This is a genomic window from Ramlibacter monticola (genome assembly GCF_016722785.1).
Classification (GTDB): Bacteria; Pseudomonadota; Gammaproteobacteria; order Burkholderiales; family Burkholderiaceae_C; genus Ramlibacter; species Ramlibacter monticola.
On the sequence record NZ_JAEQNE010000001.1, the window covers coordinates 1,599,481 to 1,624,697 of the forward strand.

Annotated in this window: 26 protein-coding genes; 9 read left to right on the forward strand and 17 right to left on the reverse strand. The window is 69.0% G+C overall.

The features are described 5' to 3' along the window. The first annotated feature begins 6 nt into the window (after positions 1-6). The gene (locus tag JJ685_RS07730) at positions 7-447 is read left to right on the forward strand and encodes a copper chaperone PCu(A)C (protein WP_201673594.1); all 441 of its coding nucleotides are present in this window, start codon (positions 7-9) and stop codon (positions 445-447) included. Here the strand turns inward: JJ685_RS07730 and JJ685_RS07735 are convergent. Genes JJ685_RS07735 through JJ685_RS07745 form a run of 3 tightly spaced genes read right to left on the reverse strand, consistent with a single transcriptional unit; the run spans position 428 to position 2,587 of the window. After that, complete coding sequence (locus JJ685_RS07735) at positions 428-1,735, reverse strand: RNA polymerase sigma factor (RefSeq protein WP_330901715.1); 1,308 nt, start codon at positions 1,733-1,735, stop codon at positions 428-430. The genes JJ685_RS07730 and JJ685_RS07735 overlap by 20 nt on opposite strands. A gap of 4 nt (positions 1,736-1,739) precedes the next feature. Beyond that, on the reverse strand, positions 1,740-2,153 hold the full coding sequence (locus JJ685_RS07740; RefSeq protein ID WP_201673596.1) for a VOC family protein: 414 nt from the start codon (positions 2,151-2,153) through the stop codon (positions 1,740-1,742). 11 nt (positions 2,154-2,164) lie between these two features. Continuing rightward, positions 2,165-2,587, reverse strand: coding sequence for a YciI family protein (locus tag JJ685_RS07745; RefSeq protein WP_201673597.1), 423 nt, complete (start codon positions 2,585-2,587; stop codon positions 2,165-2,167). Between the two features lie 165 nt (positions 2,588-2,752). On the opposite strand from JJ685_RS07745, the gene JJ685_RS07750 reads away from it, so the two are divergent. After that, on the forward strand, positions 2,753-3,508 hold the full coding sequence (locus JJ685_RS07750; protein ID WP_201673598.1) for a tetratricopeptide repeat protein: 756 nt from the start codon (positions 2,753-2,755) through the stop codon (positions 3,506-3,508). A gap of 4 nt (positions 3,509-3,512) precedes the next feature. Here the strand turns inward: JJ685_RS07750 and JJ685_RS07755 are convergent, their stop codons facing one another. From JJ685_RS07755 to JJ685_RS07805, 11 genes are all read right to left on the reverse strand, one after another. Further along, a complete protein-coding gene (locus JJ685_RS07755; RefSeq protein ID WP_201673599.1) occupies positions 3,513-3,866 on the reverse strand; it encodes a YciI family protein in 354 nt (117 codons plus the stop codon). 141 nt (positions 3,867-4,007) lie between these two features. After that, positions 4,008-4,844, reverse strand: coding sequence for an SDR family oxidoreductase (locus JJ685_RS07760; protein WP_201673600.1), 837 nt, complete (start codon positions 4,842-4,844; stop codon positions 4,008-4,010). Between the two features lie 82 nt (positions 4,845-4,926). Next, positions 4,927-5,694 carry an enoyl-CoA hydratase gene (locus tag JJ685_RS07765; RefSeq protein WP_201673730.1) on the reverse strand — a complete coding sequence of 256 codons (768 nt, stop codon included), beginning with the start codon at positions 5,692-5,694 and terminating at the stop codon, positions 4,927-4,929. Positions 5,695-5,696: 2 nt separating this feature from the next. Next, on the reverse strand, positions 5,697-6,287 hold the full coding sequence (locus tag JJ685_RS07770; protein WP_201673601.1) for a 2-hydroxychromene-2-carboxylate isomerase: 591 nt from the start codon (positions 6,285-6,287) through the stop codon (positions 5,697-5,699). 15 nt (positions 6,288-6,302) lie between these two features. Next, positions 6,303-7,040: an SDR family oxidoreductase gene (locus JJ685_RS07775; protein ID WP_201673602.1), complete on the reverse strand. Its 738-nt coding sequence runs from the start codon at positions 7,038-7,040 to the stop codon at positions 6,303-6,305. A 5-nt stretch (positions 7,041-7,045) separates the two neighbouring features. Next, positions 7,046-7,225, reverse strand: coding sequence for a hypothetical protein (locus JJ685_RS07780; RefSeq protein ID WP_201673603.1), 180 nt, complete (start codon positions 7,223-7,225; stop codon positions 7,046-7,048). Between the two features lie 18 nt (positions 7,226-7,243). Further along, complete coding sequence (locus JJ685_RS07785; RefSeq protein ID WP_201673604.1) at positions 7,244-8,452, reverse strand: acetyl-CoA C-acyltransferase; 1,209 nt, start codon at positions 8,450-8,452, stop codon at positions 7,244-7,246. A gap of 28 nt (positions 8,453-8,480) precedes the next feature. Next, positions 8,481-10,865: a 3-hydroxyacyl-CoA dehydrogenase/enoyl-CoA hydratase family protein gene (locus JJ685_RS07790; RefSeq protein WP_201673731.1), complete on the reverse strand. Its 2,385-nt coding sequence runs from the start codon at positions 10,863-10,865 to the stop codon at positions 8,481-8,483. Positions 10,866-10,966: 101 nt separating this feature from the next. Beyond that, a complete protein-coding gene (locus JJ685_RS07795; protein WP_201673605.1) occupies positions 10,967-11,395 on the reverse strand; it encodes a DUF2147 domain-containing protein in 429 nt (142 codons plus the stop codon). Next, positions 11,392-13,188 (reverse strand): acyl-CoA dehydrogenase C-terminal domain-containing protein, encoded by a 1,797-nt coding sequence (locus JJ685_RS07800; RefSeq protein WP_201673606.1) that lies wholly within the window; start codon positions 13,186-13,188, stop codon positions 11,392-11,394. Before JJ685_RS07800 ends, JJ685_RS07795 begins: the two co-directional genes overlap by 4 nt. A gap of 7 nt (positions 13,189-13,195) precedes the next feature. Then, entirely contained in the window at positions 13,196-13,900 is a 705-nt protein-coding gene (locus tag JJ685_RS07805) for a TetR/AcrR family transcriptional regulator (protein WP_201673607.1), read from the reverse strand. A 229-nt stretch (positions 13,901-14,129) separates the two neighbouring features. On the opposite strand from JJ685_RS07805, the gene JJ685_RS07810 reads away from it, so the two are divergent. Together JJ685_RS07810 and JJ685_RS07815 are read left to right on the forward strand one after the other, a co-directional pair. Beyond that, entirely contained in the window at positions 14,130-15,146 is a 1,017-nt protein-coding gene (locus tag JJ685_RS07810; RefSeq protein WP_201673608.1) for a DmsE family decaheme c-type cytochrome, read from the forward strand. A gap of 16 nt (positions 15,147-15,162) precedes the next feature. Further along, on the forward strand, positions 15,163-17,148 hold the full coding sequence (locus tag JJ685_RS07815) for an MtrB/PioB family decaheme-associated outer membrane protein (protein ID WP_201673609.1): 1,986 nt from the start codon (positions 15,163-15,165) through the stop codon (positions 17,146-17,148). A gap of 13 nt (positions 17,149-17,161) precedes the next feature. Here JJ685_RS07815 and JJ685_RS07820 read toward each other — a convergent pair whose 3' ends face one another. The 3 genes from JJ685_RS07820 to JJ685_RS07830 are packed head-to-tail and all read right to left on the reverse strand — an operon-like array spanning position 17,162 to position 19,522. After that, positions 17,162-18,013: a fumarylacetoacetate hydrolase family protein gene (locus JJ685_RS07820; protein WP_201673610.1), complete on the reverse strand. Its 852-nt coding sequence runs from the start codon at positions 18,011-18,013 to the stop codon at positions 17,162-17,164. A 19-nt stretch (positions 18,014-18,032) separates the two neighbouring features. Further along, entirely contained in the window at positions 18,033-18,779 is a 747-nt protein-coding gene (locus JJ685_RS07825; protein WP_201673611.1) for an SDR family NAD(P)-dependent oxidoreductase, read from the reverse strand. After that, positions 18,776-19,522, reverse strand: a complete 747-nt coding sequence (locus JJ685_RS07830) for an SDR family oxidoreductase (RefSeq protein WP_201673612.1) — start codon at positions 19,520-19,522, stop codon at positions 18,776-18,778. The genes JJ685_RS07825 and JJ685_RS07830 overlap by 4 nt, the downstream gene beginning before the upstream one ends. A gap of 143 nt (positions 19,523-19,665) precedes the next feature. Here JJ685_RS07830 and JJ685_RS07835 point away from each other — a divergent pair, with 143 nt between their 5' ends. The 5 genes from JJ685_RS07835 (at position 19,666) to JJ685_RS07855 (ending at position 25,062) form a co-directional block, all read left to right on the forward strand. After that, the gene (locus JJ685_RS07835; RefSeq protein ID WP_201673613.1) at positions 19,666-20,397 is read left to right on the forward strand and encodes a FadR/GntR family transcriptional regulator; all 732 of its coding nucleotides are present in this window, start codon (positions 19,666-19,668) and stop codon (positions 20,395-20,397) included. 27 nt (positions 20,398-20,424) lie between these two features. Beyond that, entirely contained in the window at positions 20,425-21,405 is a 981-nt protein-coding gene (locus JJ685_RS07840) for a sialic acid TRAP transporter substrate-binding protein SiaP (protein ID WP_201673614.1), read from the forward strand. Positions 21,406-21,491: 86 nt separating this feature from the next. After that, positions 21,492-22,043: a TRAP transporter small permease gene (locus tag JJ685_RS07845; protein ID WP_201673732.1), complete on the forward strand. Its 552-nt coding sequence runs from the start codon at positions 21,492-21,494 to the stop codon at positions 22,041-22,043. Positions 22,044-22,052: 9 nt separating this feature from the next. Next, a complete protein-coding gene (locus JJ685_RS07850; protein ID WP_201673615.1) occupies positions 22,053-23,447 on the forward strand; it encodes a TRAP transporter large permease in 1,395 nt (464 codons plus the stop codon). Positions 23,448-23,547: 100 nt separating this feature from the next. After that, on the forward strand, positions 23,548-25,062 hold the full coding sequence (locus JJ685_RS07855) for a UxaA family hydrolase (RefSeq protein ID WP_201673616.1): 1,515 nt from the start codon (positions 23,548-23,550) through the stop codon (positions 25,060-25,062). Positions 25,063-25,217 lie beyond the last annotated feature (155 nt).

Sequence of the window (25,217 nt, forward strand, 5' to 3'; positions counted from 1 at the left end):
CGCGCCATGAAGGCCTCGTTCCTCGCGCTGGCGGGCCTGCTGGCCGCCGGCTCCGCCCTCGCAGACGTGACGGTGGAGGACGCCTGGGTGCGCGCCACCGTCCCGGGCCAGAAGACCAGCGGCGCGTTCATGAAGCTGACCGCCTCGGAGGAGCTCACCCTGGTGGGCGCACGCTCGCCGGCGGCGGGCGTGGTCGAGATCCACGAGATGGCGTTGGACGACCAGATGGTCATGCGGATGCGCGCGGTGAAAGGCATTGCCCTGCCCGCGGCCAAGCCGGTCGACCTCAAGCCGGGCGGCTACCACGTGATGCTGCTGGACCTGAAGGACACCCTGCAGCCGGGCCAGAAGCTGCGGCTGACCCTGGTCTTCAAGGACAGGAAGGGTGAGCTCGACGACCTCGACGTCGAAGCCGTCGTGAAGCCACTCAATGCGAAGCTGCATTGACGGCGGGCGCACCCGGCCGGGCGGGCAACGCCCGCGCCCGCTGCTCCATCAGCTCCCGCTCGCGCGCATTGCCCGCCAGCGCCGCGGCTTCGAGGAAGGCCGCGCGGGCTTCCTCGTGCCGGCCCAGCTTCTCCAGCAGGTCGCCATGCACGCCCGGCAGCCACTGGTAGCGGCGCAGGGCCGCGTCCGCGCGCAGGCGCTCCACGATCGCGAGCGCCTCCGTCAGCCCGCCAGCCTGGGCGATGGCGACGGCGCGATTGAGTTCCACCACCGGCGAGGGCGCGACTTCGGCCAGGGTTCCGTACAGCGCCGCGATGCGCGGCCAGTCCGTCTCCGCGCTGGAGGGGGCGCGCGCATGGCAGGCGGCGATGGCGGCCTGCAGCGCGTAGGGGCCGCGCGCGCCGCCCAGCGCGCCGGCGCGCTCCAGCGCCGCCAGGCCGCGGTGGATCAACAGGGGATCCCAGCGTCGCCGGTCCTGGTCGGCCAGCAGGATGGGCCGGCCCTGCGCGTCGGTGCGCGCCGCCATGCGCGAGGCCTGCAGTTCCATGAGCGCCAGCAGGCCGTGCACCTCCGCTTCGCGGGGTGCGATGCCGGCCAGCATGCGGCCCAGCCGCAGCGCCTCCTGCGCCAGTTCCGGCCGCATCCAGTCGGCACCGGCGGTCGCGGTGTAGCCCTCGTTGAACACCAGGTACACCACCTCGAGCACCGAGGCGAGCCGCGGCGCCAGCTCCGCGCCGCGCGGCACTTCGTAGGGCACCCTGGCGTTGGCGAGCGTGCGCTTGGCGCGCACGATGCGCTGGGCGATCGTGGCCTCGGGCACCAGGTAGGCGCGGGCGATCTCGTGGGTGGTGAGCCCGCCCAGCAGCCGCAGCGTGAGCGCCACCCGCGCCTCGGCCGGCAGCACCGGGTGGCAGGCGGTGAAGACCAGGCGCAGCAGGTCGTCGCCGATGTCGTCCTGCCGCGCCGCGTCCAGGGCGTCCACGAAGTCGGGCACGACCAGCGCCTCCTGCGCTTCCAGGTCCAGGCCCACCTCCTGCAGCTTCGCGTCCTGCATCTTCGCGTGCCGCAGGTGGTCGAGGGCCCGGTGCTTCGCCGCGGTCATCAGCCAGGCCGCCGGGTTGTCCGGGATGCCGTCGCGCGGCCAGTGCTCCAGCGCCGCGACCAGCGCGTCCTGCGCCAGTTCCTCGGCCACGCCCACGTCGCGCACCATCCGGGCCACGACGGCGACGATGCGCGCCGCGTCGATCCGCCACACGGCGGCGATCGCCTGGTGCGTGGCCGAGTGCACCGGTTCAGCCCCCGTGCGGCGGCGCCGCGTTCGGGTCCATCCACACCAGCTCCCAGACGTGGCCGTCCGGGTCCTCGAAGCCATGGGCGTACATGAAACCGTGATCCTGCGGCGTGCGGGGCACGGTGCCCCCCGCGGCGCGGGCCTTCTGCACGAGCGCGTCGACCTCGGCGCGGCTGTCGCACGACAGGCAGACCAGCACCTCGGTGGCCTCGCGGGCGTCGGCGATCCGCTTGGCGGTGAAGGTCTGGAAGAAGGACTCGACCAGCAGCATCACGTAGATGGTCTCGGAGACCACCATGCAGGCGCCCTGTTCGTTGCTGAACTGCGGGTTGAAGGAGAAGCCGAGCGCGCCGAAGAAGGCCCGGGAGCGCTCCATGTCCCGGATCGGCAGGTTGACGAAGATCTGGCGGGCCATGGCGTGCTCCTTCAACGGATTCCGATGTCGCGGAAGCGTCCGGCGGTCTGCTCCTGCAGCAGGCCTTCGAAGTCTTCCAGTTCGTACAGCTGGCGCACCTCGATGTGGCACGCGATGCCCTCCCCCACCGGGTTGGGGAAGCGGCGCGACCACTCGACGGCCTCGTCGCGGGTGCGGGTCTGGATCAGGGTGTACCCGGCGACGAGTTCCTTGCTTTCGGTGAACGGCCCGTCGACGACCGTGCGCCTGCCGCCGTCGTACTGCACCCGCCAGCCCCTGGCGCTCGGTTGCAGCCCGGACGCATCCAGCAGCGCGCCGGCGCGCGAGAGCTCCTCGTGGTATGCGGCCATGGCCTGGAACAGCTTGTCGCTGTCCTCGGGGAAGCGGCCGGCCTCGCTGTCGGGGGTGGCCTTGACGAGGATCATGAATCGCATGGTCGGTTCCTTGGTGGCAAGGCCGGCTGCGGCCTCTTCCCCACGACGTGTGGATCGCGACACTTTCGACGCCCACCGATCGGGAAAAACCCCAGATGGCACCAAAGTGCCTCCACAACTCGGCCATGCGCGAGTCACAATTTGTCACGAGGAGGAAGTTTGATCATGGTTAGCGTTCGTTTGCTCGTCCCCGGTGTCCTGGCCTGCGCGTTGAACGTCGCGCTGGCGCAGGCCACGCCCCCCGCGCAGGCGGCTTCGGCCTCGCCGCCGCCCGCGCCGCGCCAGACCGAGAACACGGCGGAACTGGACGAAGTCTCGCGCCTGATGCGCGGCGGCAAGCTGCAGGAAGCGCTGGTGCTGGCCGACGCCGTCGCCCAATCGTATGAGGACCGCTATCGCCGCGGCAAGCGCCAGGTGTTCGCCTCGCGCGGCCCGGTCGAGAGCCAGGCCTACCTCAACGAGGTCGGGCGCGCACCCAGCCCCGGCAAGGAGGCCACCGAAGCCGGCATCTATCCGTCCACCTGGGGCGATGCGTACTACCTGAAGAGCTTCATCCTGACCGAGATGAAGCGCATGCCCGAGGCCAAGGCGGCCATCGAGGCCGCGGTGGCGCTCGCTCCGCACAACGCCGCCTACCGCGCGGAGCTGGGCCAGCTGCTGCTGAAGAACAAGGCGTGGGAAGAGGCCATCAAGGAGTTCAAGCGGGCCGAGAGCGACGCCCGCGAGTTCTCGCCCGGCACCGTGCGCAACCGCGAACTGGCCCGCGCCCTGCGCGGCCAGGCATTCGTGATGGTGGAGAAGAAGGACCTGGACGGCGCCGAGAAGCTGTACAACGAGTGCGTGAAGCTCGATCCGGCCGACCGCACGGCACAGGCCGAACTGCGCTACATCGCGCAGCTGCGCACCAAGGCGCCCAAGTAAGGCGTCAGAGGTAGCAGGGCGCCGTCTCCCGCACCTCCACGGTCGCCCATTCGGCGGCCGGGCAGCGGCGGGCGATGGCGAGGGCCTCTTCCTGGCTGTCGCAATCGAGCAGGAAGAAGCCGCCGACCATTTCCTTCGCTTCCGCGAACGGGCCGTCGAGCACCTGCGCCTGGCCGCCGCGCACCCGCACGCGCGCGGCCTTCTGCTGCGAGGCCAGCGATTCGACCGCGAGCAGCTTGTCCTGCCGCTTCAGCGTCTCGGCGAAATCGCGCATGCGCTGGAACACCGCCTCGCCCTCGGCGCGCGTGCGCGTGCCGCGCTGGGCCGGGTCTTCGACGATGAGGAGCATGTAGGCCATGCGGGGGATCATAAGGATTTCCCGCCATCCGCGTGACGGGGCGTCCCGTCACGCCCGCGCCCGCGCGAGCATGCGCCCCGCCCCGAGCACCCAGAGCGCGCGGGGCGGTGCCCCCCTGGGTCCGGACCCGGACGGAGGGCGTCAGTCGACGAAGAAGTCGGGCACGAAGCGCGTGGTGCCGGGCGTCACCGAATAGCGGTCGAGGTCCGTGTGCCCGTGCGCCGCGAGCAGTTCGTCGTCGATGTAGAAGTTGCCGCTGTTGCGCTCGTCCCGCACGTCCGAGGTCAGGACCAGGTACGCGGCATCGGCCAGGATCTCGGGCTTGCGGCAGGCGCCGATGTCGACGCCGGGGATCATCTGCAGCGCCGCCGTGGCGATGGCCGTGCGCGGCCACAGGCTGTTGACCGCGATGCCGTACTTGCGGAATTCCCCCGCATGGCCGAGCGTGCACATGCTCATGCCGTACTTGGCCATGGTGTAGGCGGTGTGATGCTCGAACCAGCGGGTCTTCATCGACAGCGGCGGCGACATGCTGAGCACGTGCGGGTTGCGCCCGGCGGCGGCCGACTTCTTCAGCGCCGGCAGGCAGGCCTGGGTGCAGAGCCAGGTGCCGCGCGCGTTGATCCCGTTCATGAGGTCGTAGCGCTTGAGCGGCGTGTGCTCGGTGTCGGTGAGGCTGATCGCGCTGGCGTTGTTGACCAGGATGTCGATGCCGCCGAAGGTGACCACGGCGCGCTCGACGGCGTCCAGCACGGCAGCCTCGTCGCGGATGTCCACCTGCAGCGGCAGCGCCTGGCCGCCCGCCGCACGGATCTCCTCGGCCGCGCTGTAGATGGTGCCTGGAAGCCGGGGATCGGGCTCGGCGGTCTTGGCGGCGATGACGACGTTGGCGCCGTCGGCCGCCGCGCGCTTCGCGATCGCCAGGCCGATGCCGCGCGAGGCGCCGGTGATGAAGAGGGTCTTGTCCTTGAGGTCCATGCGTTCGCGCCTCCTTCGTGCGTGCATCGTCGCCCCCGCCTCCGCGGGAGCGGCGGCCACGGGGCGCCCGCGGATTACCGCGTCAGAGCTTCGAGAAATCCGGCTTGCGCTTTTCCATGAAGGCCGTGAAGGCCTCCTTCGCCGCCGGCGCCACCAGCATGCGGCGGAAGCTCTCGCCTTCGTCCGCCATCTGCTGCAGCACCGCCTGCTGCTGCCCCTTCTTCATCAGGCGCTTGGTCTCGACCAGGCTCGCGAGCGGCTTGGCGGCCAGCTTGCGCGCCTGCGCCTGCGCGTAGCCATTCGCCTCGGTCGGCGGCAGCACGCGGTTCACCAGGCCCACTTCCAGCGCCGCTTCGGCCATGAAGGGCTCGCCGAGCAGCAGCGCCTCGGCCGCGCGGTGGTAGCCGAGGAGCTGCGGCGCCAGCAGGCTCGAAGCCGCCTCGGGGCACAGGCCCAGGTTCACGAAGGGCAGCGAGAACGCCGCGTTGTCGCCCGCGTACACCAGGTCGCAGTGGAACAGCATCGTGGTGCCGATGCCCACGGCCGGCCCGCACACGGCCGCGACCAGGGGCTTGCCCAGGCCCGCGATGCCGCGCAGGAAGCGGAACACCGGCGAATCCTCGCCCGAGGGCGGCTGGTTCAGGAAGTCGCCGATGTCGTTGCCGGCGCAGAACACCGTCTCGTGCCCCTGCACCAGCACCACCCGCACGGAGGCGTCCTCCTGGGCCCGCGCGATCGCGTCGGCGAGCGCGGCGTACATCGCGCCGGTCAGGGAGTTCTTGCGCGCGAGGCGGTTGAGGGTGAGGGTCATCACCCCGCCTTCGGCGTGCACCAGCACTTCGTCGTTCATCGTCATTGCAAGGCTTCTTTCACGAAATCGAGCCGGTCCTGGCCCCAGAACATCTCGCCGCCGACGAAGAAGGTCGGCGCGCCGAACACGCCGCGCTGCACCGCCTCCTGGGTCGCGACCTTCAGGTCGTCCTTGATCGCGGGGTCGTTGGCCAGCGCCAGCATCTGCTCCGGATCGAAGCCGGCTTCGCGCAGCACCGCGCCGACGACGGCCGGATCGCCCATGTTGCGGCCGTCGACCCACATCGCGCGGAGCACCGCGTCGACGAAGGCAACCATGCGCTGCGGCTCGCGCAGCTGCAGGCCCAGCACCATGCGCATCAGCGCCAGCGTGTTCACCGGGAAGAACGGATTGTGCTTGAACGGCACGCCGTAGCGCCGGGCGTAGCGCTGCAGGTCGTCCTGCATGTACTGGCCCTTGGCCGGCACCTCCATCGGCGAACGGTTGCCGGTGGCCTGGAACACGCCGCCCAGCAGGATCGGCCGGTACTCGATCTCGGCGCCGGCCTGCCGCACGATCCCGGGCAGCTGGGTCCAGGCGAGGTAGGTGGCGGGGCTGCCGACATCGAAGAAGAATTCGACGGCTCGGGTCATGGCAGGTCTCCTTGCTCAGAACTTCTCGATCCACGGCCGCAGGTCCAGCTCGTGGGTCCAGGCGTCGCGCGGCTGCGTGTGCAGCATCCAGTAGCTCTCGGCGATGTGCTCGGGGTTCAGGATGCCATCCTGGTCCTTCAGCGCATAGCGCTCGGGAAAATTCCCGCGGATGAATTCGGTGTCGATCGCGCCGTCGATGACGACGTGCGCGACGTGGATGCCGCGCGGGCCGAGCTCGCGCGCCATGCTCTGCGCCAGCGCCCGCAGCGCGTGCTTCGCCCCCGCGAAGGCGGCGAAGCTGGCGGAGCCCCGCAGCGAGGCCGTCGCGCCGGTGAACAGGATCGTGCCCTTGCCGCGCGGGGCCATGCAGCGCGCCGCCTGGCGGCCGTTGAGGAAGCCGGCGAAGCAGGCCATCTCCCAGACCTTGAAGTACCTGCGCGCCGTCTCCTCCAGGATGCTGGAGGCCACGTTGGCGCCGATGTTGAAGACCAGGACCTCGATGGGCCCGATGCGCGCCTCGATGTCCTCGTAGAGGGCCGCGACCTCGTCCTCCTTGCGGGCATCGGAGGCGAAGCCGTGGGCCTCGCCGCCCTCGGCCCGGATCCGGTCCAGCAGCGGCTGCAGCTTCTCCACGTTGCGGCGCGTGGCGCAGACGGCGTAGCCCCCGCGGGCGAAGCGGCGCGCGATGGCGCCGCCAGTGGCGTCGCCGGCGCCCACCACCAGCGCGACGGGGCGGCTCGAGTCTGCAGCCATGCGGCTCACTCCTTGCAGTAGACGACTTGGTGCGTGGTGGCCAGGAAGCTGCCGCCTTCGTCCCACGGCTGGCCGCCGTGGTCGAAATAGCCGCCGCCGAAGCCCTGGCCGCGCGCCTGCAGCAGCAGGTGGCCCGATCCCGTGGCCGCGAACTGCGCCGCGTCGACGTGATAGTAGACCGTCATGCGAAGGCGTGCATCCCCTCAGACGCGCTCGAAGATGCCCGCGGCGCCCTGCCCCATGCCGACGCACATGGTCACCATGCCGTATTTCAGGTTCCTGCGGCGCAGCGCGTGCACGACGGTGGCGGCGCGGATCGCGCCGGTCGCGCCCAGCGGATGGCCGAGGGCGATCGCGCCACCCATCGGGTTGACCTTGGCGGGGTCGAGCCCCAGGGTGTCGATCACGGCCAGCGACTGCGCGGCGAAGGCTTCGTTCAGCTCGATCCAGTCGAGGGCGTCCTGCTTCAGGCCGGCGGACTTGAGCGCGGCCGGGATCGCCTCGATCGGGCCGATGCCCATGATGTGGGGCGGCACGCCGCGGCTGGCGAAGCTGACGAAGCGGGCGAGCGGCTGCAGGCCGAAGCGTTTGACTGCGGCCTCGCTGGCGAGGATCAGTGCGCCGGCGCCGTCGGACGTCTGCGAGCTGTTGCCGGCCGTCACGCTGCCACGGGCGGCGAACACGGGCCTGAGCTTGCCCAGGGTTTCGACCGTGGTGTCGGGCCGGGCGCCTTCGTCGAGGCTCACCTTGCGCGTGCGGACGTCCACTTCCGCCGACTCGAGGTCGAGGGAGCGCTCGGCCACTTCGATCTCCGTGATCTCGTCGGCGAACTCGCCGGCCTGCATCGCGGCGATGGCCTTCATGTGCGAGCGGTACGCGAACTCGTCCTGCGCCTCGCGGGACACCTTCCACTGGCGCGCCACCTTTTCGGCGGTGAGGCCCATGCCGTAGGCGATGCCATAGGACTCGAGATCGTCGGGGTTGGCGAAGATGGAGGGCGACAGCGAGGGCGAGTTGCCCATCATCGGCACCAGGCTCATGCTCTCGGTGCCGGCGGCGATCATCACGTCGGCCTCGCCGACGCGGATGCGGTCGGCGGCCATCTGCACGGCGGAGAGGCCGGAGGCGCAGAAGCGGTTGACCGTGATGCCGCCGACGCTCTTGGGCAGTCCCGCGAGCACGGTGGCCACGCGCGCGACGTTGAGGCCTTGCGCCCCTTCGGGGATGGCGCAGCCGCAGATCACGTCTTCGACGGCCTGCGGGTCGAGCCCGGGAACCTGCGCCAGCGCGGACTTCAGCACCGCGGCAAGCAGATCGTCGGGCCGCGTGTTGCGGAAGAAGCCGCGATGGGAGCGCCCGATGGGGGAGCGGGTGGCGGCGACGATGTAGGCGTCCTGGATTTGTCGGGTCATGGCTGTTCTTTCATCCTGTCCTGCTCCTTCAGTTCCGCACCGGCTTGCCCGTGCTCAGCATCCCCAGGATCCGCTCCTGCGTCTTCGGGTGCTGCACCAGCGCGCAGAAGGCCTTGCGTTCCAGCGCCATCAGGTAGTCCTCGGTCACCAGCGTGTTCGCGTCCACGTCGCCGCCCGTCACCACGTCGGCGATCAGGGAAGCGATGTGGAAGTCGTGCCGGCTGGCGAAGCCGCCGTCGCGCAGGTTCACGAGCTGGCCCTGGATGGTGGCCTTCGCGCTGCGGCCCGCCACCGGGAACATGCGCCGGTGCGGCGGACGGTAGCCCGCGTCGTACAGCGACTTCGCCTGCTGCAGCGCCACGTACAGGAGCTCGTCCTTGTTCGGCACGACGACGTCGCTGTCCAGCAGGTAACCCAGCTTGCGCGACTCGATGGCGCTGGTGCCCACCTTCGCCATCGCTGCCGCGGTGAAGCCCTCGGTGAGGAACTTCAGCAGGTCCTTGTCGGTGCTCGTGGCCGCGTTCTCCGCCGCGCGCCGCGCGATGTAGGTCAGGCCGCCGGCCCCCGGCACCAGCCCCACGCCCACCTCGACGAGGCCGATGTAGCTCTCCATCGCTGCCACGCGCCGGCTCGAATACAGGCCCAGTTCGCAGCCGCCGCCGAGCGCCAGCCCGCGGATGGCGGCCACCACCGGCACGCTCGCATAGCGCAGGCGCAGCATGGTCTGCTGCATGAAGCCCTCGGCATCCTCGATCGCCGCCACGCCCACCGCCACGAAGGCGGGCAGCGTGGACTCGAGGTCCGCGCCCGCGCTGAAAGGCTCGTCGCCGGACCAGATCACCAGCCCCTGGTACTCCTTCTCGGCCGCCTCGATCGCCTGCTGCAGCCCTTCGCACACCTCGGGGCTGATGGTGTGCATCTTGGTCTTCAGGCTGACGATCAGCACCTCGTGGTCGAGCGTCCAGAGGCGCAGGTTCTTGTCCTCGTGCACCGTCGTGCCGGCGGTCTCGAAGCGCGGCCCGGCCTCGCCGCGCAGCAGTTCCGGGAACAGCTGCCGGCCGTGCACGGGCAGCACGCGGCGCGGCTCGAAGCGGCCCGTCGTCGGATTGAACGAGCCTTGCGCCGTGTGCACGCCACCCGCCTCGGCGACCGGCCCTTCGAACACCCAGCTTGGCAGCGGCGCATCCGACAGCGCCTTGCCGGCGGCGATGTCTTCCTGGATCCACTGCGCCACCTGCAGCCAGCCCGCCTCCTGCCACAGCTCGAAGGGGCCCTGCTTCATGCCGAAGCCCCAGCGCATCGCCTGGTCCACGTCGCGCGCGGTCTCGGCGATGGTGGCCAGGTGCACGGCCGCATAGTGGAAGCTGTTGCGCAGGATGGACCACAGGAAGCGGCCCTGCGCGCCGCTGGCATTGCGCAGCAGCTTCAGGCGCTCCGCCGCCGGCTTCTTCAGCATGCGGCCGTAGACCTCGTCGGCCTTCTCGCCGCCCGGGACGTAGTCGTTGCGGGCCAGGTCGAAGCGCAGGATGTCGCGGCCGACCTTCTTGTAGAAGCCGGCCCGGGTCTTCTGCCCCAGGTGGCCCTTCTCCAGCAGCGCCCGCAGCACTTCGGGCGTGCCGAAGCTGCCGTAGAACGGGTCGGTCTCGGCCGACAGCGTGTCCTGCAGCGTCTTGATCACGTGCGCCATCGTGTCCAGCCCCACCACGTCCGCGGTGCGGAAGGTGCCGCTGGAGGCCCGCCCAAGCTTCTTGCCGGTCAGGTCGTCCACCACGTCGAAGGTGAGGCCGAAGTTCTCCACCTCGCGCATCGTGCCCAGCATGCCGGCGATGCCGACCCGGTTGGCGATGAAGTTGGGCGTGTCCTTGGCCCGCACCACGCCCTTGCCGAGACCGCTGGTGACGAAGCTCTCGAGGTCGTCCAGGATCTGCGGGCTGGTCGTCGGCGTGGCGATCAGTTCCACCAGGTACATGTACCGCGGCGGATTGAAGAAGTGGATGCCGCAGAAGCGCGGCTGGATCGCCTCCGGCAGCGCCTCCGACAGTTTCGTGATCGACAGCCCCGAGGTGTTCGAGGCCACGATCGCGTGCGGCGCGACGTGCGGCGCGATCTTCCGGTACAGGTCCAGCTTCCAGTCCATGCGCTCGGCGATGGCCTCGATCACGAGGTCGCATTCGCCCAGCAGCGCCAGGTGCTCCTCGTAGTTGGCCTGCTGGATCAGCGCGGCGTCCTCGGGCACGCCCAGCGGCGAGGGCTTGAGCTTCTTCAGCCCTTCCACCGACTTCGTGACGATGCCGTTCTTCGGGCCTTCCCTGGCGGGCAGGTCGAACAGCACCACGGGCACCTTCACGTTGACGAGGTGCGCCGCGATCTGCGCGCCCATGACGCCGGCGCCGAGCACGGCGACCTTGCGCACCAGGAAGCGCTGCGCCGCCCTGGCCTTGCCTTCTTCCGACGCGGCCCTGCCGCCGACGCCGGTTCCGTCGTGTTCCTTGTACACGGCAACTCCTTGTTGTTTCACTGCACCCGCACCCAGGTCTGCGTGCGGAAGAACGGCCCGATGTAGCCGCGCACCTGCAGCTTCTGCCCGCCTTCGACGGGCGCCATGCGCAGCGTGTATTCCTTGCCGTTCTCGGGGTCCAGGATCTTCCCGTTCTCCCAGGCGTCCTGGCCTTCCGCCTTCTTCGCGCCGCGGATGATCTCCAGTCCGTTGATGGCCTGGCCCTTGCGCTCGTCCCTGCACTCCTCGCAGGTCGGCTTGCCGTCCTTCTTGAGCGACTTCTCGATGCGCCCCGTGAGCACGCCGCCGTTGTCGACGATGCGGATCTCCGCCTTCGCCTCGCCGGTCTTGTCGTCGATGCTGCGCCACAGGCCGACGGGCGTCATCTGCGCGAACGCGCCGGACAGCGCGAACGCGGCACCGAGGAAGACGAGGGAGCGCATCATGCCAGCGCCGCGTCCGTGTCGAGCAGCACCTTCGCGCCGGAACGCGCCGTGCGCATCAGCGTGGCCGTCTCGGGGAACAGGCGCGCGAAGTAGAAGCGCGCGGTCTGCAGCTTGGCCTGGTAGAACGGGTCGGCGTTGCCGGCGTCGATCTGCCTGAGCGCCACCTGCGCCATGCGGGCCCAGAAGTAGCCGAACGCGAGGTGGCCCAGGACGCGCAGGTAGTCGGTGGCGGCGGCGCCGACCTCGTCGGGGTTCTGGTAGCCCTTGAAGCCGATCTCGGTGGTGAACTTGGTCATCTGGTCGCCCAGGTAGGCGATCGGGTTGATGAACTCGGCCATCTTCTCGTTGACGCCCTCTTCCTCCACCAGCCGCGCCACCAGCTTGCCGAACTTCTTCAGCGTGGCGCCGTTGTTGGACAGCACCTTGCGCCCCAGCAGGTCCAGCGACTGCACGGTGTTCGTGCCCTCGTAGATCATGTTGATGCGGTTGTCGCGCGCGAACTGCGACATGCCGTGCTCCTCGATGTAGCCGTGGCCGCCGAACACCTGCAGGCAGGCGTTGGTGGCGACGTGGCCGTTGTCGGTGAGGAAGGCCTTGACGATGGGCGTGAGCAGCGCCACCAGCTCGCCGGATTCGGCGCGCACCTTGGCGTCGGGGTGGTACAGCTCCTTGTCCAGCAACATGGTGCAGAAGACCGCCAGCGCGCGGCCGCCTTCGGCATAGGCCTTCGCGGTGAGCAGCATCTTGCGCACGTCCGGGTGCACGATGATCGGGTCGGCCGGCTGGTCCTTGGCCTTGGGGCCGCTCAGGGAGCGCATCTGGATGCGCTCCTTGGCATAGGCCAGCGCGTTCTGGAACGCCACTTCGGTGAGGCCCAGCGACTGGTTGCCCACCCCCAGGCGCGCCGCGTTCATCATCACGAACATGGCGGGCAGGCCCTTGTTCGGCTCGCCCACCAGTGTGCCGACGGCGTCTTCCAGCACCAGCTGCGCGGTGGCGTTGCCGTGGATGCCCATCTTGTGCTCCAGGCCCGTGCAATGGATGCCGTTGCGCTCGCCGATGGAACCGTCGGCCTTCACGTGGTACTTCGGCACCACGAACAGCGAGATGCCCTTGCTGCCCGCCGGCGCGTCCGGCAGTCGCGCCAGCACCAGGTGGACGATGTTGGGCGCCATGTCGTGCTCGCCCGCCGAGATGAAGATCTTGGCGCCGGTCAGCCGGTAGCTGCCGTCGGCCTGCGGTTCGGCCTTGGTGCGCAGCAGCCCGAGGTCGGTGCCGCAGTGCGGCTCGGTGAGGCACATGGTGCCGGTCCACTCGCCGCTCACCAGCTTGGTCAGGTACAGCTTCTTCTGCTCGGGGGTTCCGTGCGCGTGCAGCGCCTCGTAGGCGCCGTGCGACAGCCCGGGGTACATGGTCCAGGCCTGGTTGGCGCTGTTCAGCATCTCGTACAGGCACTGGTTCAGCGCGAAGGGCAGGCCCTGGCCGCCGAAGTCCGGGTCGCAGGACAGGGAGGGCCAGCCGCCTTCCACGTACTTCGCGTAAGCCTCCTTGAAGCCCTCGGGGGTGGCGACCTCGTGCGTCTTCGGGTCGAGCGTGCAGCCCTGTTCGTCGCCGATGCGGTTCAACGGGAGGGTGACTTCGGCCGCGAACTTGCCGCCTTCCTCCAGCACCGCGTTGATGGTGTCGGCGTCGAGGTCGGCATGGCGCGGACAGGGCTTGAGTTCCTCCGCCAGGTTGAACACTTCGTGGATCACGAACTGCATGTCGCGCAAAGGCGGGGTGTAGCTGGGCATCTCTTCTTTACTCCTTGGCGTTCCGGGTCGGGCGAGGGGTTCTGGAAACGGACTTGAGGGCGGGCCGCGGCGGGGCGCCGTAGCGCTGCAGGATGTTCTCGAAGCCCTTGTTGGCATGGGCGATCGAGTCGGGGATCTTGAGGAAGCGCGCCTCGTAGTGCAGCGCGAGGATCAGGGCGTGGATCTCGAAGAGCATCTGCTCGTCGTCGGTGGCGGCGTCCACGTGGCCCTCTTCCTTGGCCTGGGCGATGGCCCGCAGCATGGCGGCGTGCCAGGTCTGCACGGAGGACGCCAGGGCGTCGCGCACGGGGCCGGGGCGGTCGTCGAATTCGACGGCGCCGCTGATGTAGATGCAGCCGGAGTCGATCTCGATCGAGGTGCGCTTCATCCAGTTGGCGAACATGGCGCGCAGGCGCGGCAGCCCGCGCGCCTCGTGCATGGCCGGGAAGAACACCTCCTGCTCGAAGCGGGCGTGGTATTCGCGGACCACCGAGATCTGCAGTTCCTCGCGCGAGCCGAAGTGGGCGAACACGCCCGACTTGCTCATCTGGGTGACTTCGGCCAGGGCGCCGATGGACAGGCCTTCCAGGCCGATCTGGGTGGCGAGGCCGAGGGCGGCGTCGACGATGGCCGCCTTGGTCTGCTGGCCCTTCTGCAAGGCCTTGCCCTCGCGCGCACGGGCGGGCTTCAGGGGCAGGTCGGTGACGGGCATGGTGGAGGATCCGGGGAAAATAAAACGAACGGTCGTGCGATTTTGACCGATTTTTTCCCACGGTGCGTCTAGGGGAAGACCTCTAGAAGCTATGGGGAACCTTTCCATGCAATTGGACCTACGTCCAATGGCAGAGCCAAACCCCCCAAACGAGGATGCGCCGCACGGGGATTGGGCCAGCCGCAGCAAGCGTGCGACGGCCTTTCGCAGATCGCAGAAAGGTGATGTCGTGACAGAGATACGCCAGCGGTTGTTGTCCTGCCTCGGGTTCATCGCCCTGCTCCTCGCTTCGCCGCCCGGGCTCGCGGCCGACGACGTCGTGCTCAAGGGCGACGCCGTCTGCACCGAGTGCCACGACGAATCCGAGGCCTACCCGGTCTTCGGCATCGGCAAGACGCGCCACGGCACCGTGGCCGACGCCCGCACCCCGACCTGCACCAGTTGCCACGGCGAGAGCACGCGGCACGTGAAGAACCAGAAGGCGGAAGGCCAGAAGGAGCGGCCGAAGCCGGACATCGTCTTCGACGGGCCGCTGCGCGGGCTGCCCTCGGCGCGGGTGAAGAACTTCGCGGCCGAGAACCTGGCCCCCGTGGTCAGCAAGCGCATGATCCTGCCCGCCCAGACGCTCAATGCGCCCTGCCTGAAGTGCCACCAGGGCGACAAGCGCATCCACTGGCAGGGCAGCATGCACGAGACGCGCGACGTCGCCTGCAGCAACTGCCACCAGGTCCACGTGCAGCACGACCGCGTGCGCGACCGGGTCACGCAGTCGGAGGTCTGCTTCATGTGCCACAAGGAGCAGCGGGCCCAGATCACGCGGATGTCGCACCACCCGATCACCGAGGGCAAGGTGGGCTGCTCGGACTGCCACAACCCGCACGGCACCGCCGGCGTGAAGCTGCTGGTGCGCGACACCGTGGTCGACACCTGCTACACGTGCCACATGGAGAAGCGCGGGCCCTTCATCTTCAACCACCAGCCGGTGACGGACGACTGCACCATCTGCCACAACCCGCACGGCAGCAGCATCGCCAACCTGCTGAAGACGCGGCCGCCCTTCCTGTGCCAGCAGTGCCACGAGCCGACCAGCCACCGCGGCAACGTGCCGGGGCTGCTGAACGGCCTGGGGACGAACGCCGGCACGCGCGGCATCACCCAGGGGCGCGCCTGCCTGAACTGCCACACGCAGATCCACGGCGGCAGCAATCCGACCAACAACGCCGAGTCCCGGTCGCTGCGACGCTAGCCAAGGGAGCTGAAAAATGAGGAACACGAAGCCCGTCCGCTCCGCGACCGGCCGTCTCCTGGCGGGGGTCGCACTGCTCGCCGCCGGAACGCCCGCCATCGCCGACGAAGACGAAATCAAGCAACTGAGCAAACCCGAGTCGTCCGGGCGGGTCGGGCTCGGCTACCTCACCGACGACGACCGGCGCGGCGGCCAGTACAACGGGTTGAGCGACCAGAAGGGCTACCTTCTGCTGGACCTGGACTACAACCGGCGCGTCGACGAGACGGGCACCTGGTACCGCGCGTCCGCGCGCAACCTCGGGCTCGACAACCGCGAACTGCGCGGCGAGTACGAGCGGCAGGGCAACTGGCGCGGCTTCATCGACTTCAGCCAGATCCCGCGCAACGAACCGCTCATCCCCAACACCGGCCTCACCGGCATCGGCGACCCCGCCCAGACGATCAACGGCACGGCGCCGCGCAACGTCTTCCTCGACACCCGGCGCGACCGCTTCGGCCTCGGTTTCGACAAGGAGCTGTCGCCCGCCCTGGGCTTCAAGGTGCGCTACACGCACGAGACCAAGACCGGCGCGCGCATGTTCGGGCGCGGCACCGGGGACTTCCTCACCGATCCCATCGACTACCGCACGCAGCAGCTGGAAGCCACGCTCGGCTACCAGACCGAGAAGTACCAGCTCCTGGGCGGCTACTACGGCACGCTGTTCAACAACAAGAACAAGGTTCTGGACGTCAACACCGGCGTCGACATCGCGCTGCCCCCCAGCAACGACTCCCACCAGCTGTTCCTGAACGGCGGCTACAACTTCTCGCCCGCCACGCGGGCCAACTTCAAGGCCGCCTACACCCGGATGCGGCAGAACGAGACCTTCTTCACCGCGCCCGACTTCCCCGGCAACACGCAGACGAGCCTCAACGGCCGCATGGACGTCACGCAACTGCAGGCCGGCATCACGTCGCGGGCGAGCCGCGAGCTCACGCTGCTGGCGAACATCCGCTACGAGGACCGGGACGACAAGACGCCCCGGGTCCAGTTCCTGACCCCCTCGGCCGGGCGCGACGGCTTCAACACGCCCTTCTCGCGCACCACCACGTCGGCCAAGGGCGAGGCCGCGTACCTGCTGCCGAGCGGCATCAAGCTGATCGGCGGCCTCGACTGGGAAAAGCGCAAGCGTTCGACCCTGCCGGTGCGGCAGGCCAGCTGGCGCGAGGAGAACGACGAGACCACCCTGAGGTTCGAGGCGCGCCGCAGCATCTCAGAAACCCTCAACGGCGCGCTGACGCTTTCGTTCGCCAACCGCGGCGGCTCCGACTTCCTGCCGGCCAACAACAACGTCGCGAACGACCTCGTGGACCCCGTGCACTTCGCGGACCGCAAGCGAAGCAAGATGCGCCTGAGCCTCGACTGGCTGCCGTTGCCGGCGCTGCAGGTGCAGACGCTGCTCGACTTCGCCAAGGACGATTACGACACCCGTACCCTGGGGCCGGAGACCGGCAAGGCCACCGCCCTCGCGCTCGACGCCAACTACACGCTCTCCGATGCCTGGCAGCTGTACGGCTTCGCGTCGTACGACGACAACAAGATCGACCAGTCCACGCAGACCAGCGCCAACGGCACGCTGATCCCGGCCCAGAACTGGAAGGCGCACCTGCGCAACAAGGGCCTGGCCTACGGCCTGGGCGTGCGCGGCCAGCCCATGAGCAAGCTGGAACTCGGGGCCGACGTGCAATGGGGGCGCGACACCAACGTCCACGGCGTCGAGGCCATCGTGCCGCCGGAGGCCCTGCTGCCCGACATCCACAGCCAGCGCACGACCCTGCGCTTCTACAGCAACTACACGCTGCAGAAGAACCTGACGCTGCGCTTCGACCTGATCTACGACCGCTTCAAGACGAACGACTGGACGTGGACGAACTTCACCTACGTCGACGGCACGACGGTGGGGAACCCGAACACCAACAGCACCTTCCTGGGCGTGTCGCTCGTCTACCGCATGTGGTGAGGCGCCGCGGGATTCAGGAGGCCTTGTAGGGCACGACCAGCTGGCGCTGCTCGCCCAGGCCCTGGATCCCCAGCGTCACCACGTCGCCCTTCTTCAGGTATTTCGGGGGCTTCATGCCCAGGCCCACGCCGGGCGGCGTGCCGGTGGTGATCACGTCGCCGGGTTCCAGCGTCATGAAGTGGCTGCAGTAGCTCACCAGCTTGGCCACGTTGAAGATCATGGTGCGGGTGTTGCCGGTCTGCATGCGCTGGCCGTTCACGTCCAGCCACATGTCCAGGCGCTGCACGTTCGGGACCTCGTCGGTCGTCACCAGCCAGGGGCCGATCGGGCCGAAGGTGTCGCAGCCCTTGCCCTTGTCCCACTGCGAGCCGCGTTCGAGCTGGTACTCGCGCTCGCTCACGTCGTTGCAGACCGTGTAGCCGGCGACGTGCGCCAGCGCCTTGTTCATCGGCACGTAGCGCGCGCGGGTGCCGATCACCACGCCCAGTTCCACTTCCCAGTCGGTCTTGACCGAGCCGCGCGGCAGCATCACCGCGTCGTCCGGGCCCTGGATGCAGCTGGTGGCCTTCATGAACACGATGGGCTCGGCCGGGATGGGCGCGCCCGCTTCCGCGGCGTGGTCGGCGTAGTTCAAGCCGATGGCGATGAACTTCGGCACCTTCGCGACCGGGCAGCCGAAGCGCGGGTTGCCGCGCACCGCCGGCAGCCTGGCGGGGTTCACCTTGCGGATGCGGGTCAGCCCCACCTGCCCGAGCTGCTCAGGCCCGATGTCCGGGACCACGCCGCTCAGGTCCCGCAGCTTGCCCTCGTCGTCGATCAGGCCCGGTTTTTCCTTGCCGGGATTGCCATAGCGCACCAGTTTCATTCTTCTTCCTTGGTTGTAGTCAGTAGGTCGAGCGACCTCCCGACAGGTCGAACACCGCGCCGGTGGAGAACGAGCACTCCTGCGTGCACAGCCAGCCCACCAGCGCCGCGATTTCCTCCGGCGTGCCGAAGCGGCCCATGGGGATCTTCGCGAGCATGAACTGGATGTGCTCGGGCGTCATCTGGTCGAAGATCGCCGTCTTCACCGCCGCCGGCGTCACGCAGTTGACGCGGATGCCGGTGTCGGCGAGCTCCTTGCCGAGCGACTTGGTGAGCGCGATCACCGCCGCCTTGCTGGCGCTGTAGGCGCTGGCGTTCGGGTTGCCGTCCTTGCCCGCCACGGAGGCGATGTTGACGATGCGGCCGTAGTTGGCGGCGCGCATCGCCGGCACCACCTCGCGGCAGCAGAGGAACAGGCCGGTGAGGTTCACGTCCAACACCTGGCGCCAGGCGTCGACGGGGTACTCCCACACCTTGGTGTTGGGGCCGGTGATGCCGGCGCTGTTCACCAGCGCATCGATCCTTCCCGCGCGCGCCAGCGTGGCCTGCACGGCGCCGCGCACGGAGGCCTCGCTCGCCACGTCGACCACCGCGTGCGCGCCGGCCTCGCCGAGTTCGCGCGCGGCCCTGGCCGCCGCGGCCTCGTCGCGGTCCCAGACCGTCACGCGTCCGCCGGAGGCGACCAGCCGCTGCGCGATGGCGAAGCCCAGCCCCGCCGCACCGCCGGTCACCACCGCGTGCCGGCCGCGGAAATCGAGCTCGTTCATATCGTGATGCCTCCGTCCACCGAATAGGACTGCCCCGTGACGAAGGCCGATTCGTCGCTGGCGAGGAACACCACCAGCGGCGCGATCTCCTCCGCCTTCGCCAGCCGGCCCATCGGCTGGCGCGCGACGAAGGCCTTGCGCGCCTGAACCGGGTCGGGATTGGCGTTGATGCGGTCCTGCAGCGAAGGCGTGTCCACGGTCCCGGGGCAGATCGCGTTGCAGCGGATGCCGTGCGCGACGTAGTCGGCGGCCACGCTCCGCGTCAGGCCGATCACCGCCGCCTTGGTCGTGCCGTAGATGAAGCGGTTCGGCAGGCCCTTGATGCTGCTGCACACGCTGGCCATGTTGATGATGCTGCCGCGGCCGGCGCCGCCCGCGTTCTGCAGCATGCGCGGCAGCGCGGCCTGGATCGCCCAGAACTGCGCGCGCACGTTGAGGTTCAGCGCGAAGTTCCATTCCTCGTCGGTCGCCTGAAGCACGGTGCCGTTGTGGACGAAGCCGGCGCAGTTGAACAGGATGTCGAGCGCGGGCATGGAGCCGATCACACGAGTGAGGGCTGCCTTGTCCAGCACGTCCAGTTGCACGCAGCGGATGCCTTCCACGCCCTCGAAGCTGTCCAGCAAGCGCGGGTTGACGTCGGTGGCCCACACCTGCGCGCCTTCGGCGGCGAGCGCCAGCGCGCTGGCGCGTCCTATGCCCTGGCCCGCCGCCGTCACGAGCGCGGTCTTGCCTTGCAGTCGCATTTGCTGTCCCTCCTCAGGTCTCGAGTCGGCGGCTAGGGATCACCCCGATGCGTCGGGACGGCCCGCGCCGGATATTAATTGGCCTGACCACTTGGCCAATCAGTGGCAACCCGCGCTCCTGGCCCCCTAGCCCCTAGCCTCCGATGCCCCTGCAGACCGTCGAATCCAGTCGTCTGTACCGCCAGATCGCGGAGCAGCTGCGCGGCCTGATCGCGCAGGGGGAGTTTGCCGCAGGAACGCGGCTGCCGGCGGAACGGGATCTCGCGCGCCAGCTGGGCGTCAGCCGCCCGTCGGTGCGCGAGGCCCTCATCGCACTCGAGGTCGAAGGCTGGGTCGAGGTCCGCACCGGCTCGGGCATCTACGTGCAGGCGCCGAAGCAGCGAGATGGCGTCATCGCGACCCGCCCCGCGGCCCGGGAAGTCGCCGGCCCCGAATGGGGGCCCCTGCAGCTGATGCAGGCCCGCGAACTGGTCGAGGCGGAAGTGGCGGCGCTGGCCGCGCGCCATGCCCGCAAGCCGCAGGTCGCGGTGATCGCGAGCGCGCTGGAACAGATGCGCGAGGAGGCCGGCTCCGGCGTCGAGCCGCGCGGCGGCGACGAGGCCTTCCACGTCGCCGTGGCGCAGGCCTGCGGCAACGAAGTCCTGGCCGACACGGTGCGCAGCTACTGGAGCGCCCGCCACGGCCCGCTGTTCCTGCGCCTCGGCGCGCATTTCGAGACCCCCGCCGCCTGGAGCGCCGCGCTGGTCGAACACGACGCCGTGCTGGAGGCGATCCGCGCCCGCGACGCGGCCGCCGCCCGCGCGGCCATGCAGCAGCACCTGAGGAAGTCGACCGGCCGCTACAGCGCGAGCTGGCGCAACGCCAACCATTCCTGAAGCCAACGCACGTTCGAAGGAGACTCCATGACCCAACGCCTTACCGTCCAACTGATCGCCGCCTGCGCGCTGGCCGCCGCGGCCGCCGCACCGGCCTTCGCGCAGACCAAGCTGAAATGGGCGCACGTCTACGAGACGTCCGAGCCTTACCACAAGTGGTCGGTCTGGGCCGGCGAGGAGTTCAAGAAGCGCACCAACGGCAAGTACGAGATCCAGGTCTTCCCGGCCTCCAGCCTGGGCAAGGAAAGCGACATCAACCAGGGCCTGCAGCTGGGCACGGTCGACATCATCATCACCGGCGCCTCCTTCGCCGCGCGCTCCTACCCGCGGCTGGCGATCAGCTACTACCCCTTCATCTTCCGCGACGCCGACCACGTCCTGAAGTACGCGAAGAGCGACGTGTTCAAGGAGCTGGCCGAGGGCTACAGGAAGGCCACCGGCGGCAACACCATCACCGCCCTCACCTACTACGGCGCCCGCCACGCCACCAGCAACAAGCTGTTCACGACCTGCGAGCAGATGAAGGGCCTGAAGATGCGCGTGCCCGACGCGCCGGCCTACACCGCGCTGCCGCGCGCCTGCGGCGCCAACCCGACGCCGATCGCCTTCGCCGAGGTGTACCTGGCGCTGCAGAACGGCACCGTGGACGCGCAGGAGAATCCGCTGCCCACCATCGAGGCCAAGAAGTTCTTCGAGGTGCAGAAGAACATCATCCTCACCGGCCACATTTCCGACGCCCTGCTGACCGTCAACTCCGGCAGCCTGATGGCCAAGCTGACGCCGGCCGAACAGAAGCTGCTGATGGAGATCCAGCAGGAGGCGGCGGAACACGCCACCAACGACATCAAGAAGCGCGAGGGCGAGCTGGTGGACGAGTTCAAGAAGAAGGGCATCAACGTGGTCTCCGTGGACCGCAATGCCTTCGCCCAGCAGGTGCTGAAGACGATCACCTTCGAGTCCATGCAGATGGACAAGAAGGACTACGACCGCGTCGTCAACCTGAAGTGATGCACGCCGCCCGCACCGACGAGGCCGCGGGCGGTGCGGGCCTGGCCCCGCCCGCCCCGGCGCCCGAACGCTCGATCATCGACGAGATGCCGCACGTCCTCGGGGACGACGGCGAGTTCCACGCGCAGGACGAGGCGGTCGACCTCTCCGGCACCCCGGTGGAGGGCTGGCTCGCGCTGGGCCTGTTCTGGACGCTGGGCCTGGTGGTCTTCTACCAGTTCCTCACGCGCTACGTCATGAACGACTCGGCCTCCTGGACCGAGGAGATCGCGCGCTACCTCCTGATCGGGGTGGTGTTCATCGGCGCCACCATCGGCGTGGTCAAGAACAACCACATCCAGGTCGACTTCTTCTACCGCTTCATGCCGCACCGCATGGCGCGCGGGATGGCCACGGCGGTGGACGTGCTGCGCATCGGCTTCTTCGCCGCCGCCGTGGTGCTCACCTGGATGATGATGGAGAGGCTGGGCAGCAACTCGCGCATGACGCTGGTCGACCTGCCCATGAACTATGTCTATGGCGTCTGCCTGGCCGGCTTCGCGCTCATGACGTTCCGCTCCGTGCTGGTGGCCCGCCATCACTGGAAGCGCGGGTACTCGGTGCTGGAACGGCCCGAGTCCGACATCCACGACAACTAGAAGGTCGCCATGCTCAAGGTCCTCTTCCTGCTGCTGATGGCCGGCGGCCTCCCCGTCGCCATCGCCATGGCGGGCTCGTCGCTGCTGTACATCCTCTACAGCGGCAACCTGCCGCCCTTCGTGGTGATCCACCGCATGGTGAGCGGCATCGACAGCTTCCCCCTGCTGGCGGTGCCCTTCTTCATCCTGGCCGGCAACCTGATGAACAACGCCGGCATCACCAACCGCATCTACAACTACGCGCTGGCGCTGGTGGGCTGGCTCAAGGGCGGCCTGGGCCACGTCAACGTGGTGGGCTCGGTGGTGTTCGCCGGCATGAGCGGCACCGCGATCGCCGACGCCGCGGGCCTGGGCACCATCGAGATCAAGGCCATGAAGGACCATGGCTACGAGACCGAGTTCGCGGTCGGCGTGACGGCCGCCTCGGCCACTCTCGGGCCGATCATCCCGCCCAGCCTGCCTTTCGTGATCTACGGGATGATGGCCAACGTGAGCGTGGGCGCGCTGTTCCTGGCGGGCATCCTGCCGGGCGCCATCATGGCGGTGGCGATGATGCTGACGGTGGCGTACTTCGCGCACAAGAACGGCTGGGGCGGCGACGTCAAGTTCGAGTGGCACCGCGTGTCGAAGGCGATCATCGAGACCGCGGTGGTGATCGGCTGGCCGGCGGCCGTGTGGCTGCTGGTCGTGAAGGCGGGCATGCCGGCGCAGCTGACCGTGCTGGTGTGCGGCATCGCCCTGTTCGCGGCCGACCGCATGTTCCGCTTCCAGGCGGTGCTGCCGATCATGACGCCCGTGCTGCTGATCGGCGGCATGACCACCGGCGTGTTCACCCCCACCGAAGGCGCGATCGCCGCCTGCATCTGGGCGATGGTGCTGGGCTTCGCCTGGTACCGCACGCTGGCGTGGAAGGCGTTCGTCAAGGTCTGCCTCGACACGGTGGAAACCACGTCCACGGTGCTGTTCATCGTGGCCGCCGCCAGCATCTTCGGCTGGATGCTGACCGCCACCGGCGTCACCGCCGCGATCTCGTCCTGGGTGCTCGGCTTCACCCGCGAGCCCTGGGTCTTCCTGCTGCTGGCCAACGTCCTGATGCTGTTCGTCGGCTGCTTCCTGGAGCCGACCGCCGCCATCACGATCCTGGTGCCGATCCTGGTGCCGATCTGCCAGCAGTTGGGGATCGACCTGGTCCACTTCGGGCTGGTGATGGTGCTGAACCTCATGATCGGCCTGCTGCACCCGCCCATGGGCATGGTCCTGTTCGTGCTGGCGCGGGTGGCGAAGCTGTCGGTGGAGCGAACGACGGTCGCGATCCTGCCGTGGCTGGTGCCGCTGCTGGCGTCGCTGGTGTTCATCACCTACGTGCCGAAGGCGGTATTGTGGCTGCCGAAGCTGTTCTATTGATCCACCCCCGAAGCGCCTGCGGCGCCTCCCCCTCGAGGGCGCGCCACCAGCGGCCCGGCAAAGCCGGTTCCGCGGTGGCACGCGGAAAGCGGGAACCGACATGACTCCATTCATCCGACTGCATCCGAACGACGACGTCCTGATCGCGCGCACCCAGCTCGTGGGCGGGACGTCGGTCGAGAACGTCACCGCGCGCGGGCTGGTCCCGCCGGGGCACAAGATCGCCACGCGCGCCATCGCGGCCGGCGAGCCGGTGCGGCGCTACAACCAGATCATCGGCTTCGCCAGCCGGCCCATCGCCGCCGGCGAGCACGTGCACACGCACAACCTCGTGATGGGCGACTTCGAACGCGACTACGCCTTCGGGGCCGACGTGAAGCCCGAGCCGGCGAAGCGCGAAGCCACCTTCATGGGGATCCGCCGCGCCGACGGCCGCGTCGCCACCCGCAACTACATCGGCGTGCTCTCCAGCGTGAACTGCTCGGCGACGGCGGCCCGCGCCATCGCCGACCATTTCTCGCGCCAGACCAATCCCGAGGCGCTCGAAGCCTACCCCCACGTCGACGGCGTCGTGGCGCTCACCCACGGCACCGGCTGCGGCATGGCCAGCGAAGGCCTGGGCATCGACATCCTGGAACGCACCCTCGCCGGCTACGCGACGCACGCGAATTTCGCGGCGGTGATCGTCGTCGGCCTGGGCTGCGAGGCCAACCAGATCAACGCCTGGCTGGCCCACAGCAGCCTGCGCGAGGGCGAGACCCTTCAGGTGTTCAACATCCAGGACACCGGCGGCACGCGCAAGACGGTCGAAAAGGGCATCGCGCTGGTCCGGGGCATGCTGCCGGCGGCCAACCGGGTCAGGCGCGAACCCTGCAGTGCCGCGCACATCACCATCGGCCTGCAGTGCGGCGGCTCGGACGGCTATTCCGGCATCAGCGCCAATCCCGCGCTCGGGGCAGCAGTGGACCTCCTGGTGGCGCACGGCGGCACGGCGATCCTGTCGGAGACGCCGGAGATCTACGGCGCCGAGCACCTGCTGACGCGCCGCGCGGTGCGGCGCGAGGTCGGCGAGAAGCTGATCGAGCGCATCCGCTGGTGGGAGCACTACACCCGGGTCAACGATGGCGAGATGAACAACAACCCGTCGCCGGGCAACAAGGCGGGCGGTCTCACCACCATCCTGGAGAAGTCGCTGGGCGCCGTGGCCAAGGGCGGCACCACCAACCTGCAGGCGGTGTACGAGTACGCGCAGCGCGTGGACGCGTACGGCTTCGTGTACATGGACACGCCCGGCTACGACCCGGTCAGCGCCACCGGCCAGGTGGCCGGCGGCGCCAACATGATCTGCTTCACCACGGGCCGCGGCTCGGCCTACGGCTGCGCGCCCTCGCCTTCGCTGAAGCTCGCCACCAACACGGCGCTGTGGCAGCGGCAGGAAGAGGACATGGACATCAACTGCGGCGAGATCATCGACGGCGCCGCCTCGATCCAGGAGATGGGCGAGCGCATCTTCCGCCTGGTGCTGGCCACCGCCTCGGGCGAGCGCAGCAAGAGCGAGCAGCACGGCTACGGCCAGAACGAGTTCGTGCCCTGGCAGGTCGGGGCGGTGATGTAGGAATTCCAAAACCATTCAACGCAAAAACCGCAGAAGGCAAGCAGTCAAAGCCACAAAGAACATCCATTGAAGATGTCTTCTTTTGCGGCTTTTGCGCAGCTTTCGCGGCTTTTGCGTTAAAGACCTGCTCGATCAGCCACAGACCTCCAGACAGG

Bases quoted from the DNA above. Each gene is read 5' to 3' on its own strand.
- JJ685_RS07730 (WP_201673594.1), top strand. From the start codon at position 7: ATGAAGGCCTCGTTCCTCGCGCTGGCGGGCCTGCTGGCCGCCGGCTCC.
- JJ685_RS07740 (WP_201673596.1), bottom strand. From the start codon at position 2,153: ATGGCCCGCCAGATCTTCGTCAACCTGCCGATCCGGGACATGGAGCGC.
- JJ685_RS07745 (WP_201673597.1), bottom strand. From the start codon at position 2,587: ATGCGATTCATGATCCTCGTCAAGGCCACCCCCGACAGCGAGGCCGGC.
- JJ685_RS07750 (WP_201673598.1), top strand. From the start codon at position 2,753: ATGGTTAGCGTTCGTTTGCTCGTCCCCGGTGTCCTGGCCTGCGCGTTG.
- JJ685_RS07755 (WP_201673599.1), bottom strand. From the start codon at position 3,866: ATGGCCTACATGCTCCTCATCGTCGAAGACCCGGCCCAGCGCGGCACG.
- JJ685_RS07760 (WP_201673600.1), bottom strand. From the start codon at position 4,844: ATGGACCTCAAGGACAAGACCCTCTTCATCACCGGCGCCTCGCGCGGC.
- JJ685_RS07765 (WP_201673730.1), bottom strand. From the start codon at position 5,694: ATGAACGACGAAGTGCTGGTGCACGCCGAAGGCGGGGTGATGACCCTC.
- JJ685_RS07770 (WP_201673601.1), bottom strand. From the start codon at position 6,287: ATGACCCGAGCCGTCGAATTCTTCTTCGATGTCGGCAGCCCCGCCACC.
- JJ685_RS07775 (WP_201673602.1), bottom strand. From the start codon at position 7,040: ATGGCTGCAGACTCGAGCCGCCCCGTCGCGCTGGTGGTGGGCGCCGGC.
- JJ685_RS07780 (WP_201673603.1), bottom strand. From the start codon at position 7,225: ATGACGGTCTACTATCACGTCGACGCGGCGCAGTTCGCGGCCACGGGA.
- JJ685_RS07785 (WP_201673604.1), bottom strand. From the start codon at position 8,452: ATGACCCGACAAATCCAGGACGCCTACATCGTCGCCGCCACCCGCTCC.
- JJ685_RS07795 (WP_201673605.1), bottom strand. From the start codon at position 11,395: ATGATGCGCTCCCTCGTCTTCCTCGGTGCCGCGTTCGCGCTGTCCGGC.
- JJ685_RS07800 (WP_201673606.1), bottom strand. From the start codon at position 13,188: ATGCCCAGCTACACCCCGCCTTTGCGCGACATGCAGTTCGTGATCCAC.
- JJ685_RS07805 (WP_201673607.1), bottom strand. From the start codon at position 13,900: ATGCCCGTCACCGACCTGCCCCTGAAGCCCGCCCGTGCGCGCGAGGGC.
- JJ685_RS07815 (WP_201673609.1), top strand. From the start codon at position 15,163: ATGAGGAACACGAAGCCCGTCCGCTCCGCGACCGGCCGTCTCCTGGCG.
- JJ685_RS07820 (WP_201673610.1), bottom strand. From the start codon at position 18,013: ATGAAACTGGTGCGCTATGGCAATCCCGGCAAGGAAAAACCGGGCCTG.
- JJ685_RS07825 (WP_201673611.1), bottom strand. From the start codon at position 18,779: ATGAACGAGCTCGATTTCCGCGGCCGGCACGCGGTGGTGACCGGCGGT.
- JJ685_RS07830 (WP_201673612.1), bottom strand. From the start codon at position 19,522: ATGCGACTGCAAGGCAAGACCGCGCTCGTGACGGCGGCGGGCCAGGGC.
- JJ685_RS07835 (WP_201673613.1), top strand. From the start codon at position 19,666: ATGCCCCTGCAGACCGTCGAATCCAGTCGTCTGTACCGCCAGATCGCG.
- JJ685_RS07840 (WP_201673614.1), top strand. From the start codon at position 20,425: ATGACCCAACGCCTTACCGTCCAACTGATCGCCGCCTGCGCGCTGGCC.
- JJ685_RS07845 (WP_201673732.1), top strand. From the start codon at position 21,492: ATGCCGCACGTCCTCGGGGACGACGGCGAGTTCCACGCGCAGGACGAG.
- JJ685_RS07850 (WP_201673615.1), top strand. From the start codon at position 22,053: ATGCTCAAGGTCCTCTTCCTGCTGCTGATGGCCGGCGGCCTCCCCGTC.
- JJ685_RS07855 (WP_201673616.1), top strand. From the start codon at position 23,548: ATGACTCCATTCATCCGACTGCATCCGAACGACGACGTCCTGATCGCG.